The organism is Kitasatospora sp. NPDC091207, from assembly GCF_044768625.1.
In the GTDB taxonomy this organism is placed as follows: Bacteria; Actinomycetota; Actinomycetes; order Streptomycetales; family Streptomycetaceae; genus Kitasatospora.
Genome location: NZ_JBIVVS010000011.1, coordinates 246,538 through 264,218, shown reverse-complemented (window position 1 = coordinate 264,218; position 17,681 = coordinate 246,538). Strand labels below are relative to the sequence as shown.

Below are 17,681 nucleotides of genomic sequence, written 5' to 3'. Positions count from 1 at the left end.
GTCGGTGGTCCGGTGGGCCCGGGGGGCCCCGCCCCCCCCCCCCCGCCCCCCCCGGGGGGGGGGGGGGGGGGGGGGGGGGGGGGCCCCCGGGGGGGGGGGGGGCCCCCCCCGCCGCCGGGCACGGAGTGCGCGAGGGGATCAGCAGGTGCCGGCCGGCCGGTCGCGGACCACCAGGTCACTGCGGCCCGCGGTGGCGTCCACCCAGACCACCCGGGTGCCCCGCTCGGCGGCGGGCAGGTACTGGCCGCCGCGGTTGCAGGAGAGCCGCTCGGGGGTACCGCCGACGAGCGGGACCTGCCAGAGCTTCGGCAGCGTGGCGTTCTTCCAGCCGCCGTCGGCCTCGTCGCTGCCGACCTGGTAGGTGACGGCCCGGTCGGAGGCGGTGAGGGTCCCGTTCGAGGGGGCGTTCGGCGAGTCGCCGGACACGAGCTCGGTCACCCCGGAGCCGTCCAGCGCGCCGGAACGGACCGACCGGCGCTTGGTGCCGTCGCCGGAGGTCTCGACCCAGAGCAGTCGCCCGCCCGCGAGCTGGGTGGAGTTGGTCCACGCCTTCGGGGCGGCCGTCGGGTACTGGGCGGTGACCTTGCCGAGCGCGATCGAGTAGACGGTCGGCGCGTCGACCTCGCCCTGGTCGCCCGTCCAGTGCTCGGACCAGCCGAGGACGCCGTCCTTGAGGGTCACGCCCGACACATCGTGGTCGGCGGCCGCCGGGACCGGCACCGCCGGGCCGCCGTTGCGGGACAGGTACGCCCGGCTCCGGTTCGAGGCCGGGTCGAAGGCCCGGAAGGCGATGTCGCCGCCGGACACCTGGACGTCACCGGGCATGCTCGACGGGGAGGAGAACAGGGTGGTGACGGGGCCGCCGGCCAGCGCGCGGGTCAGCACGTCCATCGACCACTTGCCTTGGGCATCGGTGCCGAGGGCCAGCCACACCGCGGACGTGCCGTCGGTGGCGGGCCAGCTGTGCGCGCGGTTGTCCTCCGGGCTGAGCCGGACCGGGGTACCGCCCCCGGTGAGGGAACCCGTGTACAGGGGGCTGCCGGCGTTCGGTGCCGCCTTGGCCATCACCCAGCGGCCGTTGGCGACCGCGGGGATCGCCGGGCCGGAGACGTCGCGCAGCAGGGCCCGGCTGTCCACGCCGATCCGGTTCTGCCAGCCGGCCCGGATCCCGTGGGCGTCGAACGCGGCTGCCACCGAACGGAGCTGGGCCCGGTCGAGCTTGAGGTCCCGGCCGGCGGCGAGGACGGCGTTGCGCCCTGCCACGAAGTCGTCCAGCGGGGTGAGGTAGTCGGCGAGCGCGCGGTAGATCACCCGGTCCGCGACGAGCGGGTCCAGGGTGCGCCGGATGTCCCAGAGCGCGCCGCCGAAGATGGTGGAGTTGAGGTGCACCCCGCCGCTGTCGACCGCGCCCCCCACGCCGAGGTAGTCGTCGACGGTGGTGCGGTGGTCGTCCAGCCGCCGCTGGGCGCAGGCCTCCGGGGTGCCGGTGCGGCAGAGGCTCTCGCCGAGCAGGGCGGCCTTCGGGTCGCTCATCGACATGCCGCGGGCGGTGACCTCGATGGCGTTGCCGAAGTAGTCGGCCAGCGCCTCGTCCATCGCGCCGGCCTGGCCGGCCAGGACCAGCCCGGCGGTGTGCTCGACGACGCCGTGGGTCATCTCGTGCCCGGCCACGTCGAGCGCGACGGCGAAGGGGAGGTACTTGGCGTTGCCGTTGCCGTAGACCATCTTGGCCCCGTCCCAGTACGCGTTCGCGAGCGGCTCTCCCCACTCGGACGCGTTGGTCACCGAGACGATCGGTCCGGCCTTGCCGTCCAGGCCCTCCCGGCCGAGCCGGTTGCGGTAGAAGTCGTACACGATCCCGGCGTTGACGTGGGCGTCGGTGGCGCCGGAGGTGCCGGCAGCGGCCGGGAAGTCCGGGCTCGCCGAGTGCGCCGGGGCGAGGTCGGCGGGTATCGTGCCGCCGAGTTCGCCGGCGGCCCGGCCGGCCGCGTCGTAGGTGGTGATCGCGGCCGGCCGGGTGAGGTCGCTGAGCTGGTAACTCCCGTCCGGCAGACGACCGATGTTCACCGTGACCCGGCGGCCGGAGAGGTCCGGCGCGGTCCCGGTGGCGGGCTCGACGGCGGCCGCCGCGACGGGGGCGCCGGCGGCGGGGGAACCGGCGGCCGCGGCCGACGCGCGGGCCTCGTAGGAGAGGGCGACCGTCCCGAGGGTGGCGTCCACGTAGACCTCGTGGGCCTGCTGCCCGCCGCCCGCGGCGGTCGCCCGCACGGTGAAGTGCTGGGCCAGCCGGCCGGTGCCGCCGGGCAGGACCACCGGACCGTGGTCCTCCACCGCGGCCCCGGACCGGGCCTGCGGGTCCTTGATCTCGCCGAGCGCCAGGTCGCGCAGCACCGCGGCCGGCACGGTGGCGGTGGTCGGCGCGGTGAGCCCGGTGAAGTACTTGCCGCCGACGGACTCGACCCGCTGACCGGCCCCGTCGCCGGTGAGGTGGACGAGGTACTGCGCGCCCAGCACCGGCACACCGCCGTGGTACTGCTGGAACCTGACGGTGCTCCGGCCGTCGGCGTCGCGCTCGGCGCCGACCTCGGTGAGCTGCCCGGGATCGATCCCGTACCGCTCCGGATGGGCCGCGAGGTGGGCCCGGGCGGCGTCCGCCGGACCGCCGGGGGCCGGCTCGTCGAGACCGGTGACCAGCTGCGGGGTGGCGGTCTCCTGACCGGCCACCAGGGCGGGCACGGGGTCGGGCTCGGCGGCCTGGGCAGCCGGGGCGGCCAGGGCGACGGGCCCGGCCAGACCCAGGCTCAGAACGGCGGCCAGGCCGGCGCCGAACGCCTTGGGCGTGCGATAGCGGTGGTGCACTGCGGTCCTCCCGGGGAACACGGAACGGATGCTCGCGGCACAGATCTGTACGCATCTGCGCGCATGCTGGATATGACGGACCGTCAGATCTCTGCAGACCAAGCGGCGCACCGGAATTGACGGCAGGCCGAGGTGCGCGGGTCGCAGCGGCTTCCGCCGTCGACGATCACTACGAGAACCATAAGTCGTCAGGCGAGATATGTCGATAGACGGCACATGTGGGGGCGTCCACGCCCGCGACAACCCCGGGAGCCGGGGCTCAACGCCGCCGGAGCGCGCCCCGGACGAAGGCCGCCTGGCCGATGTGCTGGAGGTCGTCGGAGAGGACGCTGACCAGGCGCACGCCCAGGGTCACCGGCGGACTCCAGGCCTCGTCCACGATCCGGTCCAGCGCGGGACCGGTCAGACCTCGGACGAAGGACAGGGTGCGCTCGTGCACGGCGTCGTGGTACCCGGTGAGCAGTTCCGGGGAGTCGACCCGCACGGCCGCGACGTCACGGGCGCGGTGACCGTAACCGGTGGAGGCGGCGGGAAAGCCGAGGGCGAAGCGGTCGAACCAGCCCTGGGCGGTCCAGATCTGCTCGGTACCGGCGGCGTCGGCGATGTGGTCGTCCTGAATGCGGGTCAGGTGCCAGACCAGCCAGACGATCGAGTTCGCCCGCGGATCGACGCGCGCGGACAGCTCCTCGACGGTGAGGCCGTCCACCACGTCGTGCACGGCCTCGCGGACCCGGCCGAAGGCGTCGGCGAGCAGATCGGCACTCTTCATGGGGCTCCCCGTCCGGGCACGCGGTCCGTCGGCATCGGACGACTACCGGCATTGTGGACCGGCGGAGTCCGCCGCGCCGGGACCGACAGGCCCGCCGCGCGCGGGGTTCAGGCCCGGGGGGCCAGCAGCTCGTCGAGTTCGGCGGCGAAGAGCAGGGCCGGATCGAGGTCCATCCCGCCGAAGTGGCCGGCGAGTTCCAGCGACAGGACGCCGTGGAGCCGGGTCCAGCAGGCCAGGAACCGGCGCAGGGCCCCGGGCGGGGCGGGGTGCCCGGCAGCCCAGCTCCGGTGCTCCGCCAGGTAGGCGCCGAAGGGCGTCGGGGCGCCGTCCGCCGGCGCGAGCGCCGTGCACGCGTCGAGCAGGGTCGTCATGATCTCGGAGGAGATCGCGGTGATGTCCGCGGGCGCGTGGTAGCCGGGAACGGGGGTGCCGTAGACGAGGAAGTACCGCTGAGGGTCCGCCAGGGCCCAACCGCGCAGGGCGTGGGCCAGCCCGGCCAGGTCGGCGCCGGCGGCGGCGGCCGCGCGGAGGGTGTCGGCGAGGCCGCGGTACGCCTCCCGGACGAGTTCGGTGATCAGGTCGTCGCGGCTGGCGAAGTAGCGGTAGAGCGCCGGTCCGCTCAGGCCCATCTGCTTGGCGATCGCGTTGAGGGAGAGTGCGGAGGCCCCCGCCGTGGCGATCTGCTCCCAGGCGCGCTTGGTGATCTCCGCCCGGACCTGGGCCCGGTAGCGCTCCCTCGGGGTGTTCGCGCCCGTCGTCGCCATGGCCTGCACCGTTCCCGTCCACCTGGATACACCATCAAGGGTTGGTGAGAACCTATCACTCATCCTCTTGACCGGTCGCTCCGCGTGGCGTTATAACTTCTAACGAACGCATGAGCTTCTATCGAGCGATGCGCACCGACCGACAGAGGAGAACTCCGTGTCCGGCCTCCGCAGCACCGGCCTCCGCGCCGCCCTGTTCACCGCCCCCCTCGTCCTCGGTCTCCTCGGCACCGCCGCCGTGCCCGCCGGGGCAGCCGACTCCCCCACCGCCCACCCCGGCACCTCCCTCACCTGCCGCGGGGCGGGCGTCGACCCCGACGCCCTGGTCCGCCACCGGACCGAGATCGTGATCAACGCTCCGCTGCACACCGTCTGGACCCTGGAGACCGACGTGGCGAACTGGCCGTCCTGGCAGCCGCCCGTCTCGACGGCGGAGCGCCTCGACCACGGCCGGCTCCGCACGGGTTCGGCCTTCCGGTGGACGACCCCGATCCCCCCCAACCCCTCGACCCCCGACACCAGCCTGGAGATCACCTCGACCGTCCGGCAGATCGAGCGGGGCGCGTGCATCCGCTGGACCGGCCCCGCGATCGGCGAGGGCCTGCGCATCGACGGCGTCCACGTGTGGAACTTCACCAAGGTCAGGGGCGGTGTGCGGGTGAGCACCGAGGAGACCCACACCGGCGCCCAGGTCGAGGCGGACGTGCCCACCGCGACCAGGATCCTGCGGGAGGGCCTCGAATCCTGGCTGCGCGACCTGAAGACCACCGCCGAGGCCGCCGCCCACAGCCCGCACCACTGACCCGCCGCACCACCCGCCCCGCGGACCACCGCCGGGGCGGCGCGGCCTACGGGTTCACGTCGCCCCGGCGGTGCGCCGGGTCCGGGCCGCAGAGCCAGCCGTTGACGGCGAAGCGGCTGTCCTCGTGCCGCCCGCTCGGGCACCCGACCGGCCGCACCTCGTGCCAGGCCGTGGGCCGGAAGAACACGACGCTGTCGTGCTCGGGCTCCCAGTCCCGCCAGGTGTGCCGCTCCCAGTCCCCGGTGGTCGCCGTGTACAGCGGCAGGGCGGCGTCGAACACCCGCAGCTCGCCCCCCGTGAACGGCCGGGGCGTGCGGTGCAGGTAGTAGACGAAGGTGAGCAGCCGCCGGGGGGAGAACTCGGCACTGCTGTCCTGGTGCGGCCGGTAGAAGTCGCCGTCGTTGTGCACGTTGAGGCCGTAGCTGGGTTCGGCGTGCCGGCAGGAGACGCCCAGGGTGTGCTCGACCGCCTCCCGCACCTCCTCGACGGCCGCGATCAGCTCGGGCGCGGCGAAGTCCTGGTACGACCGGGACCGGCGGACGTCGGGGGCCAGCTCGCGGTCCCCGATCATGGAGGGCTTCAACAGCTCACCGGCGGAGGCGATCGCGCGCTCCAGCAGAGCGCCGGCCGTCCGCTCGCCGAGGAACCGGGTGATGCGGCAGACCGTCACCGGAACCCGCCAGATCGCCTCCGTGGACACCGGCGAACCCTGCTCCGCCGCGGTCTCCCGGGCTGCCGCGGTGTCCTGTGTGGTCATGCTGTCCCGCCTTCCGGATCGGGCCGGGTGTTCCGGGAGGCCCCGGTCGCGTCCGCGGCCTCCCGCAGCCGCCCCACCTCGGCGGTGAGTTCGTCCACCCGCCGGTGCAGGGCCTGGATACAGACCAGGGCGACGCCCAGGCCGTCGACGACGGGGATGGTGGTGTCGTCCGGGTTGAGGCCGAAGGCCGCGTGCCAGTCCTGGGCCATCGGCCCGAGGTGGCGTACGTCCTCGGGCTCCCAGCGGTAGCGCCAGGTGCTGATCGGCAGCGCGGCCACCCGCTCCAGGACCTGATGGCCGTTGACCGCTCCGGCCGGGGCCGGGCCACCGGCCGCCGGGGCCACGGCCGGACGACGCTCCGCGGCGGTGTGGTCGGCCGACCGTCCCGGCCGGCGGCGGATCCGCACCGTCACCGGCTCCAGTCGACCGGGACCACGTCCTGCTTGAGCGCGCGGTCGCTGCAGACGGCGCACGGCGCACCGGGAACGCCGGGGCCCTGGTCGATGCCGATGGTGATCGCTCCGTGGGCGCCGGCCGGGGCGTGGACGCCGTCGCCCATCATGGCGGCCTCGTAGCCGCCCAGCAGTTCCTGGAGCGTCCCGGGCCCCAGGTTCTCCGGCGCGGTGATCGCGGCGATGCCGTCGAAGTCGGTGTAGGCCGCGCCCAGCGTCCGGCCGCCGATGGTGGCGAACACGATCCGGGCGCCGCGGATCGGCTGCCCGGTGACCGCGTCGGCCGCCATCGCGTGGATGTTCTCCAACTGCATCTGGGTGACGTTCAGGCTCGCCTGACTGGCCGTGAGCCTCGTCGGCTTCAGGTCGGGGCACTCCGCCCCGCTGCACGAGGGGGCCGACGAGGCGGTCGCGGACGCGGTGACAGCGCTTCCCGCGCCCAGCGACGCCAAGGCGGCGGCCATCACCGCGACGGTCTTCCGGCCTACCGAACTCATGTCCACTCCCCTGCGAACCGCCCGTGCGCGGTGATTTCCCGGCGCGGCCCGGCCGGGACGGCCCGGGCGCCTGCGGTGCGCCACGGGTGCCGCCCGATCGGACGACGTGACCGAGCGTAGCCACGCCGGTCCGGCCCGGCCCAGCCGACAACCGTGAGTTCGCGCGATCTGATGAACGGCCGTCAGGACACTGACGAACGCGGTCGCCAGCCGCCCCTTCGACTCCCGGAGCCCTATCAGTCGACCGGCCGTTCACCTGCGGCGGGTGCCCGCGTCATCCAACGCTCCGAGGCGCTGATCACCTCGGCCGCCATCACCCTCATGACCAGGCTCATCACCCGCTGATCCGCCCGCCGGGCCGGCCGCCGGGCCGCCAAGCCCAACGGGACTGACCACCCTGGTGGTCACCATGGTGACCACCACCGAAACAGGCCGCGAGTCGCCGGACCCGACCCCGCGTTCCCACCACACCGAGGCCCTGTCAGGCTGTCGGCTATTCAGGCCGGCGGACACGCATGTCCCGAAGGGGCTTCCTGTCGAGCACCTCGACGTGCATGATCCGCCCGTACACAACGTCCAGGAGGAGCACGCCCTCCGAGGACGACAGGGGCACACATCGATGTCCCTGTCCGTACGGCTGTCCGTCCACGCGGCTCCGTCTTGAAGCTCTGGCAGAAGTCGTCGCCGCAACCGCACTCCGCGACCCGGCGGAGATCCCACGCGCGGATGGCCGGCTCGTTCTCGCCGTCTTCCTCCAGAAGCGCCACCAGCTCGCCGACCAGCTCGGGAAAGACCTCGCGAACGAGGGGGAACTCCGGGTCCATGGAGCGAGACAGTATCCAAGAACTCCGCGGCCCCCGAACAGATGATCTGGCCGCCCGGTCGGACACAGGCACTGAGGGCTGCCTCCTCCCGACCGAGAGGGCGGGGCGGTTCGCACCTCCGATCCGCGGCGCCGGCGAGTGCCGCACGGAGCGCACCGGCCGGCGCGGCGCCGACGCTCACCGGGCGTCGGGGCGCCCGGCGCACAGTGCGTGGTCGATCAGGCCGCCGGCCGCGTTCTCCTGGGCCAGTATGTGCTCCGGGGTGTCGCCGCGTGCCTCGGACATCGAGACCACGGCGCTTCGCCTGCCGTCGTCGGTGACGCCGTTGAGGGTGATGTAGCCGCCGTCCCCGCCCTCGTGGCCCCAGTAGGTGCCCCCGCAACTGAGGGGGCGCTCGGCCAGGCCGAGCCCGTACCGACCGCCGGGCCAGAGCTGTTGGACCTCCGCGCTCACGGGGACGGTCCGCTTCATCTCGCCCAACTGCCGCGCCGGCAGCAGGCGGCCCGTGAGCAGCGCGCGGAGGAGCACGTTCTCGTCCCGCGTGGTCGTGACCCATGAGAGGTTCTCGTAGTCCACCGGGATCTGGTCGGTGACGTCCACCCGGGAGCCGGGGCCGAAGAGCTGGTAGGCCGCGGCGTGCGGCCTGGGCAGAGCGGGCGAGGTGCCCATCCACCGGGTCCGGTCGAGGCCGAGCGGGCGTAGGACGCGGCCTTCGATCTCCCGGTGGGCGGGCCGGCCGGTGGCCTTCTGGATGATCATGTCGAGCAGTACATAGCCGGTGTTGGAGTAGTTCCAGCCCTCACGGGGCGCGTGCTCCATGGCGAGGGCGACCACCTGCTCGGGGCGGTGGATGGTGTGGCGCTGCCGGTAGTACTCCCGGGGCGTGGTGTATCCGGGCAGGCCGTCGTCGGTGATGCCACTGGTGTGCTGGAGCAGTTGGCGGACGGTGATCCGGCGGCCGTCGTGGCCGTTGCCCTCCACCATTCCCGGCAGCCAGTGATCGACCGTGTCGTCCAGGGACAGCCTGCCCTCGGCCTCCAGTTGGAGAACCACGGTGGCGACCAGGATCTTTGACGTACTGGCCATGCGGAAGTAGCCGTCCGAAGGGACCCTGCGGCCGGTCTTCAGGTCGGCTGTGCCGCTGGTGGCGACCGACTGTCGACCGTCGGGCCCGATCACACGGGCCTGCACACCACTGACACCGAGGGCGTGGATCGCCTCGGTGTCCTGGCGCAACTGCCCCGCGGTGGAGCGACCGGCGGGTTGGGCGACGGCGGGGGCCACGTTGGCGACGAGCAGCGTGACGGCACCGGCTGCCATGGCGAGGTTCTTTCGCAGGGTCGAGGTCATGGCTGGACGCTAACCAGCTTCGTCCCCGAACGGGGCGCGCTCCGGCGCACCCCAGGGTCAGCTGGGGGACATCCCGCAGCGGGCTGGGGGATGTCCCCCAGCCCGGGTATCGGGGTTCGGCAGGGAGTCAGCCTGTTCTTCCACCTCTGACCCGGAGTGGTACGGGTGGCTCGCGAGGCAGTAGGCGCGTGTACGGTTCAGTGCCATGACCGCAGTTCAGCACCCACGGCCGGCAGAATCCGTGCCGTCCAGGTTTCGGAGCGCCGCCGAGGTCGGCCCCCCGCCGGCCGTCTGAGCACCTGTCACGCCGGTCGCCCGGCGCCGGGCCGCCGAGGAGTTCGCGGCTCGGCGACCGGGACCTGCGCACGCTCGCCGCCGGGTCGGCCCCGGACGCGTTCCCGCTCTGGACGGTGACTCCGCGGCACCGCGCCGGCCCGCTCCGGCCGGCCCGAGCGGGCTCCGGACTCGCCCCGGACGCCGCGGGGCCGCAGGGGCTGCGGGGGCGCCGGGGGCGAAGCCGGCCCCCATCCTCGGTGCCGCCCACCGGCCCGCACCGCCCCCGAACTCGGCCGCTTCCCAAGTTCGACTTTCGAACATCTCACACCGGCTTATGGATAGATTCATCCGTTCGAGTGAGTTTGGCGAAGTCGACCCCCCGATGGTCTGCATCGGAACCAATCGCCCTCATTCGAACACGCACACGGCACCGCCGAACGGCCGCAACAATCTTCACGGCGGGTCGGAGAGAGCCGATCTCCGTCTCCCGCAGTGGATTTGACGCTCACTCAGTTCTTCCGACCAGAACAGGGACCAGCGATGACGACCGAGACCGTTCAGCAGGGTCAGCCGAGCCGGCAGAGTCTCAGCACCTCCGCCGCCAGGAACCTCGCCACCACCACCAAGACCGCGCCGCAGATGCTCGGGATCACCCCCCGCTACCTGCTGCGTTCCCTGCCCTGGGTGGACCTGGAGGCCGGGGTCTACCGGGTCAACCGCCGCCGGGGGTTCATCCTCGGCGACGGGCAGATCAGCACCTACGTCGACGGCGACAACACCTCCCGGGTGGTCGCCGAGGACCTCCGCGAACTGCCCTTCCTCAGCCAGGTGGACAGCCCGCTGCTCACCGCCCTCGCCAACGGCTTCGTCGAGCGCGAGGTCGCCCCCGGCGAGCCGATCGTCGACGCCGGGGCTCCCACCGACCAGCTGCACATCATCGCCTCCGGACGCGCCGAGAAGCGCGCCACCGGGGAGTACGGCGCGGACGCCCTGGTCGCCGTCCTCGGCGACGGCGACTACTTCGACGCGACCGCGTGGGCCGGCGGCGCCCCGATGCCCTACCGGGTCACTGCGGTCAGCTCGTGTACCGTGCTCTCCCTCGACCGCCGGACGCTGGTCGAACTCGCCGACCGCGAACCGTCGTTGCGGGCCCAGCTGGACGCCTTCCAGACCGACGGCCGGCAGCCCGCCGACCGCGAGCACCCGATCGACCTCACCTCGGGCCACTCCGGCGAGCCGTACCTGCCGGAGACCTTCGTGGACTACGAGGAGGGCCCCCGCGAGTACGAGCTGAGCATCGCGCAGACCGTCCTCAAGGTGCACACCCGGGTCTCGGACGTCTACAACTCCTCGATCGACCAGGTCCAGGCGCAGCTGCGGCTGACCACCGAGGCGCTCCGCGAGCGCCAGGAGTGGGAGATGCTCAACCACCCCGAGTACGGGCTGCTCAACAACGTCGTGCCGAGCCAGCGGGTGCGCCCCCGCAGGGGCGCGCCGACCCCGGACGACATGGACGAGCTGCTCTCCCGGGTGTGGAAGCAGCCGGCGTTCTTCCTCGCCCACCCGAGGGCGATCGCCGCGTTCGGGCGTGAGTGCACCCGGCGCGGGGTGCCGCCGCAGATCGTGGAACTCTTCGGCAGCCCGTTCCTGACCTGGCGCGGCGTGCCGCTGCTGCCCTCCGACAAGCTGGACCTGAAGGGCTCGCCGAACTCGGCGCCCGGCACCACCAACATCCTGCTGATGCGGGTCGGCGAGGACCGCCAGGGCGTGGTGGGCCTGCGCCCGTCGAAGGTCCCGGACGAGGTGGAGCCGGGCCTGTCGGTGCGGGCGATGGGCGTCGACCGGCAGGCCATCACCTCGTACCTGGTGACCAGTTACTTCTCGGCCGCCGCGCTGGTGGACGACGCCATCGCCGTGCTCCAGAACGTCGAGGTGTCCAACTACCATGACTACTCCTGACGGATTCGGGCGCGGCACCGGGATCGCCGGGGCGGGTCGGCCGCAGGCCGGTGCCGGGTACCCGGGCGGGCCGCTGCCGGGCCGGGTACCGGTGCCCGAGGCGCTGGCCCACCTGGCGGGCGGCCCCCGCTACTGGCTGCCTCCCCAGCCGGACCGGGCCGCCCCGGCCGCTCCCACCGCCCCGCTCGCCGCCCCGCCGGCCGCCGCGCCGGCCGGGTTCGACGTCGAGGCCGTCCGGCGGGACTTCCCGCAGCTGCACCGGGAGGTGAACGGCCGCCCGCTGGTCTGGCTGGACAACGGCGCCACCACGCTCAAGCCGCGCCAGGTGGTCGAGGCCGTCGCCGAGCACTACGCGACGGGCACCTCCAACGTCCACCGCGGCGCGCACACCCTCGCCAAGCAGGCCACCCAGGTCTACGAGGAGGGCCGCGAGGAGGCCGCCCGGCTGCTCGGCACCCAGGACGCCGGCGAGATCGTCTTCGTCCGGGGCACCACCGAGGCCGTCAACCTGGTGGCGCAGTCCTGGGGCCGCGCCAACCTGGGGGTGGGCGACGAGATCCTGGTCTCGGCGGCCGAGCACCACTCCAACCTGGTGCCCTGGCAGTTGATCGCCAAGGAGCGCCGGGCGCGGATCCGGCCGATCCCGCTGCTCCCGGACGGGCAGCTGGACCAGGACGCCTACCGGGACCTGCTCGGCTCGCGGACGAAGCTGGTCGCGCTCACGCACGCCTCGAACGTGCTGGGGACGGTCCCGCCGGTGACCGAGATGACCGCCCTGGCGCACCGGTACGGCGCCCGGGTCCTGGTGGACGGCGCGCAGGCGGTGAGCCACTTCCCGGTGGACGTCACCGCGCTGGACGCCGACTTCTACGCCTTCTCGGGGCACAAGATCTTCGCCCCGACCGGCATCGGCGTGCTCTTCGGCAAGCGCGAACTGCTGGAGGCGATGCCGCCGTGGCAGGGCGGCGGCAACATGATCGACTCGGTGAGTTTCGAGGAGACCTCGTACGCGCCCGTCCCGCACCGGCTGGAGGCGGGCACCGGCCACATCGCCGGGGTCGCCGGGCTGCGGGCGGCCCTGCGGTACCTGGCCGGGCTGGACCGGCCGGCCGCCACCGGGTACGAGGAGCAGCTCACCGCGTACGCCATGGGCGCGCTGGCGACCGTCCCCGGGCTGCGCCTGGTCGGCGACGCGCCGGGGAAGATCGGCGTGCTGACCTTCCTGCTCGCCGGCACCGACCCGACCGCCGTCGCCGGGGCACTCGACCAGCAGGGCATCGCGGTGCGCGCCGGGCACCACTGCGCGCAGCCGGCGCTCGCCGCCTTCGGCCTGCAGAGCGCGGTCCGGGCCTCGCTGGCCCTCTACAACACCGTGCAGGACGTCGACGCCCTGGTGGCCGCCCTCCAGGGGATCGCGGCCACGGCCGGGTAGCGCGGACCGTCATCGGCGGGCGGGCACCGGGCACCACCGCCCGCCCGCCGGAGCACCACCCGCTGCCCCGGGACCGGTCGGTCCCGGGGCAGCGGCCTCTGCCGGGCCGGATCGCGCGCCGGCGTGGTCGCGCCCTCCGCTACAGGTCGCTGAGCCGGTCCTCCAGCCGGCCGATCTCCTTCTGCAGCTCGGCGATGTCCTTCTCCAGCTCCTGGGCGTTCTTGACGGCCTCGGCCAGGTTCCGCTCCGCCTTCTTGGCCTCGGTGCTGTTGCGGCCGTGCAGACGACGGGCCATCTCCAGTTCGCCGCGCAGCCGGCCGACCAGTTGCATGGCCTGGTCGTGCCAGCTGTGGAGCTCCTTCAGCTCCTTGGTGCACTTGTCGAGGGAGATGTGCAGCTGGTTGCGCCGGGGGGAGGGGTTACGGCCCCAGTCCAACAGGACCAGGCTGTTCCAGTCGCAGAGGATCACGTACTGGGTGCCCAGGGCCGCGTACTTGGCGATCTGCTTCTGGGTCGGGCCGCCCCCCGCGGCGGAGGCGGTGCCCGCGGTCAGCGTCACGGTGCCGACCGCCACCAGCCCCGCGGCGGCCAGGCCTGCCGCCCGGATCTTCAGGCTCACCATGGTGGTCCTCCTCGGTTGATCGCATGTCCGTTCGCACCTGCGGGGCCACGCTAGCGGGAGTAGCTGACGTACCGCCAGAAACGTTCGGGCGCACGGGCCCCGGGGCCCCGGTGGGCGGCCGGCCCCACGACGATGTCCGCCGGGTGGGCCGACGGGCCCCGTACACGGTCGAACACACGCTTTGACGACGGCCCCGGTCGCGCTACTGTCATGATCATCAAAATCACGCACGACTCAAGGGGGGTGGTGACGATGGACATCCTGCTGTTCAACGTGACCACGGCGGCACTGATGGTACTGATGTTCAACGGCGGTCTGGCCCTGGTCGGCCGGAGCACCCTGGGCGGGCGGCGGATCCCCTGGGCGGCCGTCGGCCTGACCGGGATCGCGCTCGCCGGAGTCGCCCTCCAGCTCTGCTGGTCGGGGGCGATGGGGGCACTCGACGCCGATCCGGCGAAGTCCGGCTGGTGGCGCGTGGTCACCTCGGTCTTCCTGCAGAACGGCGGCTTCGGCGGGGCGGCCTGGAACATCGCCACCCTCGCCGCCGTCGCGGCCTTCGCCGACTGGTTCTGGGGAGCGCCGCTGACCCTCGGTCTGTTCGCCGCCGGCATCCTGCTGCCGGAGCAGATCGACAAGCTGTGGGGCCAGACCTCCCACAGCACCGACCCCCGCAACTTCGCCGGCAGCTCGGGTGCCACCTACTTCCTGGGCGCGACGCTGGCCGCGGCGCTGCTGCTGCGCGGCGGGGCCGACCAGCGCTCCGACCGGACCGGCGCCCCCGGCACCGAGGACGCGGACGCGCGCGCCAAGGCCGTCCGCACGAACCGACTGCTCGCGCTCGGGGTACCGGTGCTCGGGCTGGCGATGTGGTTCGCCCAGGAGAACGGCCACGGACTGGTCTCCGCCTACGGCTTCGCCCTCGGCGCACTCGCCTGGGCCGCGTTCCGCACCGTCCTGCGTCCGGACCGCGACCTGCGGCAGCCGCCGCGCACGACGGTCTCCTCGCTGACCGGTCTCGTCGGCCGGCGGGCCCGGAGCGCCGGCTAGCACCGGCCGCCACCGGCGGCCGGGGGCGCTCACGGTCCGCGCGCTCCCGGCCGCCCCGCTCGGGGTCCGCCACGCTGCCTCGGTACGTCAACTCGACCGTTGATCGGCACAGTTGACAGCCTTCCCACTGATCCGGACCGGCGTGACCCGGCCGTCTCGGGGTAGCCGCCGGATATCGGCGGCCGGGCGGCCGGACCGTTCGCCGCGGCGGCCGGACCGGCCGACCGGTTGCCCGGCCCACTCCCCGAGAGAGAGCACGGTGCAGCAGATGGCACTCCTCAAGCGCGGCCGGCGGTCCACCACCGACACCACCGACACTCCGGACTCCCCCGGCGCCACCGACTCCCCCGACGCCACCGACACTTCGGACCAGGGTCAGCACCCTGCCCGGCGCCCCGCCCGCCGACGCACGCCCTGGTACATCGGCCTGCCGGTGACCCTGGCCGCGATTCTCGCGGTGTTCCTCGCCGGGGCGCACCTGGGCCTGTTCCCCTCGATCCCGAACCCCCTGGAACGCCGCACGGTGGACCGCAGCCAGCCCGTCCTGCTGCGCTCCATCCAGGACATGAAGCGGTTCACGGGCGCCCAGGGCACCTTCCAGATCGTCGTCGACCTCGACCACGAGGCCGCCTTCCTGCCGTCCGCGCTGCTCGGCAACCGCACCCTGTACGTGGCGGCCGGCACGGTGGACGCGTCCGTCGACCTCGGCGCCCTCGACAAGGGCGCGGTGACCGTCTCGGAGGACCGCGGCACCGCCACCGTCGTCGTCCCGCACGCCCGGCTCGACCCGGCCGCCCTGGATGTCCGGCGCTCGTACGTCTACCTCCAGCAGCGCGGGTTCTTCGACCGGATCGGCGACTTCTTCAGCGGCAACCCGGGCAACCAACAGCAGGTCGAGGTGCTCGCGACCCAGAAGATCGAGCAGGCCGCCAAGGACACCGAGCTCACCCGACGCGCCGAGCAGAGCACCCGCTCGATGCTGGAGGGGCTGCTGCGCTCCGCCGGCTTCACCACCGTGACCGTCACCACGGCGGCGTGACCCGACCAGCAGCGGCCGGACCGGGGCACCCACGGCCACGCGCCCGGGCACCCCGGCACCGGTCGACCCCCGGCGACGGTCAGGCCCCGGCCGCCAGGTCGGCCAGCACCTCCCGGGCGGCCCGCGCGCCGGACGCGAGCGCGCCCTGGACCGACCCCGTCGCGCGGTGGTCCCCACAGACGTACCGGCCCGGCGCGACCCGCGAGGACCGGGTCAGCGGATGCGGCGCCGGCATGGCGGGAAGGGCGACCGGGATCCGGTACTCAGCCACCGGCTGCCAGTGCGCCGTGTCGACGCCGTAGAGCTCGGCCAGCCTCGCCCGGACCGCGCTCTCCGCCGCGTCCGTACCGAGGACGGAGGTCGACACCAGCGCCCGCCCGTCGGGCGAGAGGCCCGGCACCACCTCGGTCAGCACCACGGAGTTCAGCACCCGGCGGTCGGAGTCGACCACGAGTGTCGGTTCGCCCAGCGGGCTGCGGGAGGCCGCGTGGTAGAAGGTGGTCACCGCGCGGACGGGCCCGACCGCCAGCCCCGGGAGCAGTCCGGCCGCCTCGTGCGGGCCGGTGGCGACCACCACGGCCCGCCCCGCCACCCCGGTGCCGTCCTGGAGCACCACCCCGTCGTCGGTGAGCGCCGCGACCGGGGCGTCGAGCCGCAGCGCCCCCGGCGGCAGGCCGGCGGCCAACTGCTCGGGCACCGCTCCGATCCCGGCCGAGGGGAGGCAGAGCGTGCCGCGCAGCATGCTGCGCCAGTAGAGGTGGAACACCCGGCTGGAGGTCTCCAGCGCGTCCTCCAGGAAGACACCCGCGAGAAACGGCCGCAGCACCGCGTCGACCGTCCGGTCCGAGATGCCGCCGGCCCGCAGCGCCCGCGCGGTCGGCACGTCCCGGCCCCGGCGCAGCAGCGCGGCGGGCAGCAGCAGGTCACGGGCGCCGAGCAGGCCGAGCGCGACGGTGTCCGGCAGTGGCGCGAGCCGGCCCGGCCGCAGGTCCCCCGCCAGATCGGGCCGACGGGTCGGGTCGGCGAACCGGTAGCGGCCGCGCGATCCCGCCAGGACGAAGCCGGGCGTGAACGGCCGAAGCCGCAGCTCGCGCAACCGGACGCGCCGCCGCACCTGCGGGTACGAGGTGTTGAACACCTGGAAGCCGCGGTCCAGGCGGAACCCCTCGACCACGTCGGTCCGCATCCTGCCGCCGACCCCGTCCGAGGACTCCAGGACCAGGACCCGCAGCCCGGCCGAGGCCGCGTCGAGCGCACAGGCCAGACCGGCCGGCCCCGCACCGACGACGATGACGTCCACTGCCCCGCTCGCTCCCACCGGTCCTCCACTCCTCGCGCCCAGGGTTGCCGCACAGGGTTGCCAGTGTCGTCCGCCTCCACCGGCCCGCGGGCGCGACGCGCTCGGCGGCCGCCGACGGATGCGTGCGCGGTCCCGCGCCACCGCCTTGCCCGTGGCCGTGCCGGTCGGCGAGGAGCGCTGACCCGGCGTCAGCCCGGTCAGCGCGCGGCCGGCGCCTGGTCAGTGCGCGGCCGGCGCCTGGTCACAGGCTCGCGAGCAGACCGGCGAGCGGGGCGGGGACGCGTGCGAAGTCGACGGCCTCCGCCAGGAGGTGGCCGTAGCGGATCTTGCGGCCCTTCTTCGTCCCGAGGAAGCGCCGCAGCTGCCGCTGCGGTGCCTCGCCCCGGTGGGCGGGTTGGCGGACGAAGGTCCGCCAGGCCGGGAGGTCGCCCTCGGCGCCGACGATCTCCTCGACCCGCGCCACGCCCAGCGCGCGGATGAGTTCGTCCTCCAAGTCCGCCGCGCACACGAAGAACCCGTCGCTCGGCGCGCCGGCCCGCCGGAGGCCCCGGTCGTAGAAGCCCTGCTCGCCCTCGTCGCACAGGCCGACCAGGCGCAGGCCCAGCCCGGGCGGCCCGAGGAGTCCCGCGTAGCGGCCGACGTTCATGGCTCCCCCCATGGGGACGACGCACACCCCCTCGGCGGACAGGTCCCGGCCGTGGCGCGCGGCCAGCGTCTCGACGGCCTCCAGGTCGCTCGGCCCTTCCAGCAGGACCGCCGTCCGCACGCCCAGCCGCAGGGCCAACTCCACGGCCGGCTCGTCGGGGCCGCCCGCCGCCCGGCCGATGACCGCCTCCCGAAACGCTCGCATGTCCGCCACAGGGCGATTCTGCTCCCGCGCGGGCGATCGGGCACCGGGTTTTCCGGCAACGGCCCCGACCGGCCGTGGCGGG

The 17,681-nt window shown here is 74.0% G+C and carries 15 protein-coding genes; 5 read left to right on the top strand and 10 right to left on the bottom strand.

From position 1 onward, the window contains the following. Positions 1-138: 138 nt before the first annotated feature. The 3 genes from ACIQTO_RS20520 to ACIQTO_RS20510 form a co-directional block, all read right to left on the bottom strand. Positions 139-2,859: a M4 family metallopeptidase gene (locus ACIQTO_RS20520; protein ID WP_402389744.1), complete on the bottom strand. Its 2,721-nt coding sequence runs from the start codon at positions 2,857-2,859 to the stop codon at positions 139-141. Between the two features lie 259 nt (positions 2,860-3,118). After that, a complete protein-coding gene (locus ACIQTO_RS20515) occupies positions 3,119-3,628 on the bottom strand; it encodes a DinB family protein (RefSeq protein ID WP_402389741.1) in 510 nt (169 codons plus the stop codon). Positions 3,629-3,735: 107 nt separating this feature from the next. Then, positions 3,736-4,392, bottom strand: coding sequence for a TetR/AcrR family transcriptional regulator (locus ACIQTO_RS20510; protein WP_402389738.1), 657 nt, complete (start codon positions 4,390-4,392; stop codon positions 3,736-3,738). Positions 4,393-4,549: 157 nt separating this feature from the next. Between ACIQTO_RS20510 and ACIQTO_RS20505 the strand changes: the two genes are divergently transcribed. Next, a complete protein-coding gene (locus tag ACIQTO_RS20505; RefSeq protein ID WP_402389737.1) occupies positions 4,550-5,194 on the top strand; it encodes an SRPBCC family protein in 645 nt (214 codons plus the stop codon). A gap of 46 nt (positions 5,195-5,240) precedes the next feature. Here the strand turns inward: ACIQTO_RS20505 and ACIQTO_RS20500 are convergent, their stop codons facing one another. From ACIQTO_RS20500 to ACIQTO_RS20485, 4 genes are all read right to left on the bottom strand, one after another. Next, entirely contained in the window at positions 5,241-5,951 is a 711-nt protein-coding gene (locus tag ACIQTO_RS20500; RefSeq protein WP_402389735.1) for a 2OG-Fe(II) oxygenase, read from the bottom strand. Beyond that, on the bottom strand, positions 5,948-6,364 hold the full coding sequence (locus tag ACIQTO_RS20495) for a tail fiber domain-containing protein (RefSeq protein WP_402389732.1): 417 nt from the start codon (positions 6,362-6,364) through the stop codon (positions 5,948-5,950). Before ACIQTO_RS20495 ends, ACIQTO_RS20500 begins: the two co-directional genes overlap by 4 nt. Continuing rightward, on the bottom strand, positions 6,361-6,900 hold the full coding sequence (locus tag ACIQTO_RS20490) for a hypothetical protein (RefSeq protein ID WP_402389730.1): 540 nt from the start codon (positions 6,898-6,900) through the stop codon (positions 6,361-6,363). Before ACIQTO_RS20490 ends, ACIQTO_RS20495 begins: the two co-directional genes overlap by 4 nt. Before the next feature lie 1,001 nt (positions 6,901-7,901). Next, positions 7,902-9,074: a serine hydrolase domain-containing protein gene (locus tag ACIQTO_RS20485; RefSeq protein ID WP_402389728.1), complete on the bottom strand. Its 1,173-nt coding sequence runs from the start codon at positions 9,072-9,074 to the stop codon at positions 7,902-7,904. A gap of 816 nt (positions 9,075-9,890) precedes the next feature. Between ACIQTO_RS20485 and ACIQTO_RS20480 the strand changes: the two genes are divergently transcribed. Then, a complete protein-coding gene (locus ACIQTO_RS20480) occupies positions 9,891-11,309 on the top strand; it encodes a family 2B encapsulin nanocompartment shell protein (RefSeq protein WP_402389727.1) in 1,419 nt (472 codons plus the stop codon). Further along, on the top strand, positions 11,296-12,741 hold the full coding sequence (locus ACIQTO_RS20475; protein WP_402389725.1) for a SufS family cysteine desulfurase: 1,446 nt from the start codon (positions 11,296-11,298) through the stop codon (positions 12,739-12,741). The genes ACIQTO_RS20480 and ACIQTO_RS20475 overlap by 14 nt, the downstream gene beginning before the upstream one ends. Positions 12,742-12,880: 139 nt before the next feature. On the opposite strand, the gene ACIQTO_RS20470 is transcribed toward ACIQTO_RS20475, so the two are convergent. Next, complete coding sequence (locus ACIQTO_RS20470) at positions 12,881-13,363, bottom strand: hypothetical protein (protein WP_402389722.1); 483 nt, start codon at positions 13,361-13,363, stop codon at positions 12,881-12,883. A gap of 210 nt (positions 13,364-13,573) precedes the next feature. Between ACIQTO_RS20470 and ACIQTO_RS20465 the strand changes: the two genes are divergently transcribed. Together ACIQTO_RS20465 and ACIQTO_RS20460 are read left to right on the top strand one after the other, a co-directional pair. After that, positions 13,574-14,410, top strand: coding sequence for a hypothetical protein (locus ACIQTO_RS20465; RefSeq protein WP_402389720.1), 837 nt, complete (start codon positions 13,574-13,576; stop codon positions 14,408-14,410). A gap of 268 nt (positions 14,411-14,678) precedes the next feature. After that, positions 14,679-15,449 carry a DUF4230 domain-containing protein gene (locus tag ACIQTO_RS20460; protein WP_402389718.1) on the top strand — a complete coding sequence of 257 codons (771 nt, stop codon included), beginning with the start codon at positions 14,679-14,681 and terminating at the stop codon, positions 15,447-15,449. A 79-nt stretch (positions 15,450-15,528) separates the two neighbouring features. Here ACIQTO_RS20460 and ACIQTO_RS20455 read toward each other — a convergent pair whose 3' ends face one another. Beyond that, a complete protein-coding gene (locus ACIQTO_RS20455) occupies positions 15,529-16,749 on the bottom strand; it encodes an NAD(P)/FAD-dependent oxidoreductase (protein ID WP_402389716.1) in 1,221 nt (406 codons plus the stop codon). A gap of 241 nt (positions 16,750-16,990) precedes the next feature. After that, positions 16,991-17,608 carry a TOPRIM nucleotidyl transferase/hydrolase domain-containing protein gene (locus ACIQTO_RS20450; protein ID WP_402389713.1) on the bottom strand — a complete coding sequence of 206 codons (618 nt, stop codon included), beginning with the start codon at positions 17,606-17,608 and terminating at the stop codon, positions 16,991-16,993. Positions 17,609-17,681 lie beyond the last annotated feature (73 nt).

What these genes read in the sequence shown, in the direction of transcription:
- ACIQTO_RS20485 (WP_402389728.1), bottom strand. Translation starts at nt 9,074, where the DNA reads ATGACCTCGACCCTGCGAAAGAACCTCGCCATGGCAGCCGGTGCCGTC.
- ACIQTO_RS20465 (WP_402389720.1), top strand. Translation starts at nt 13,574, where the DNA reads ATGATCATCAAAATCACGCACGACTCAAGGGGGGTGGTGACGATGGAC.
- ACIQTO_RS20470 (WP_402389722.1), bottom strand. Translation starts at nt 13,363, where the DNA reads ATGGTGAGCCTGAAGATCCGGGCGGCAGGCCTGGCCGCCGCGGGGCTG.
- ACIQTO_RS20500 (WP_402389735.1), bottom strand. Translation starts at nt 5,951, where the DNA reads ATGACCACACAGGACACCGCGGCAGCCCGGGAGACCGCGGCGGAGCAG.
- ACIQTO_RS20480 (WP_402389727.1), top strand. Translation starts at nt 9,891, where the DNA reads ATGACGACCGAGACCGTTCAGCAGGGTCAGCCGAGCCGGCAGAGTCTC.
- ACIQTO_RS20515 (WP_402389741.1), bottom strand. Translation starts at nt 3,628, where the DNA reads ATGAAGAGTGCCGATCTGCTCGCCGACGCCTTCGGCCGGGTCCGCGAG.
- ACIQTO_RS20475 (WP_402389725.1), top strand. Translation starts at nt 11,296, where the DNA reads ATGACTACTCCTGACGGATTCGGGCGCGGCACCGGGATCGCCGGGGCG.
- ACIQTO_RS20460 (WP_402389718.1), top strand. Translation starts at nt 14,679, where the DNA reads ATGGCACTCCTCAAGCGCGGCCGGCGGTCCACCACCGACACCACCGAC.
- ACIQTO_RS20510 (WP_402389738.1), bottom strand. Translation starts at nt 4,392, where the DNA reads ATGGCGACGACGGGCGCGAACACCCCGAGGGAGCGCTACCGGGCCCAG.
- ACIQTO_RS20490 (WP_402389730.1), bottom strand. Translation starts at nt 6,900, where the DNA reads ATGAGTTCGGTAGGCCGGAAGACCGTCGCGGTGATGGCCGCCGCCTTG.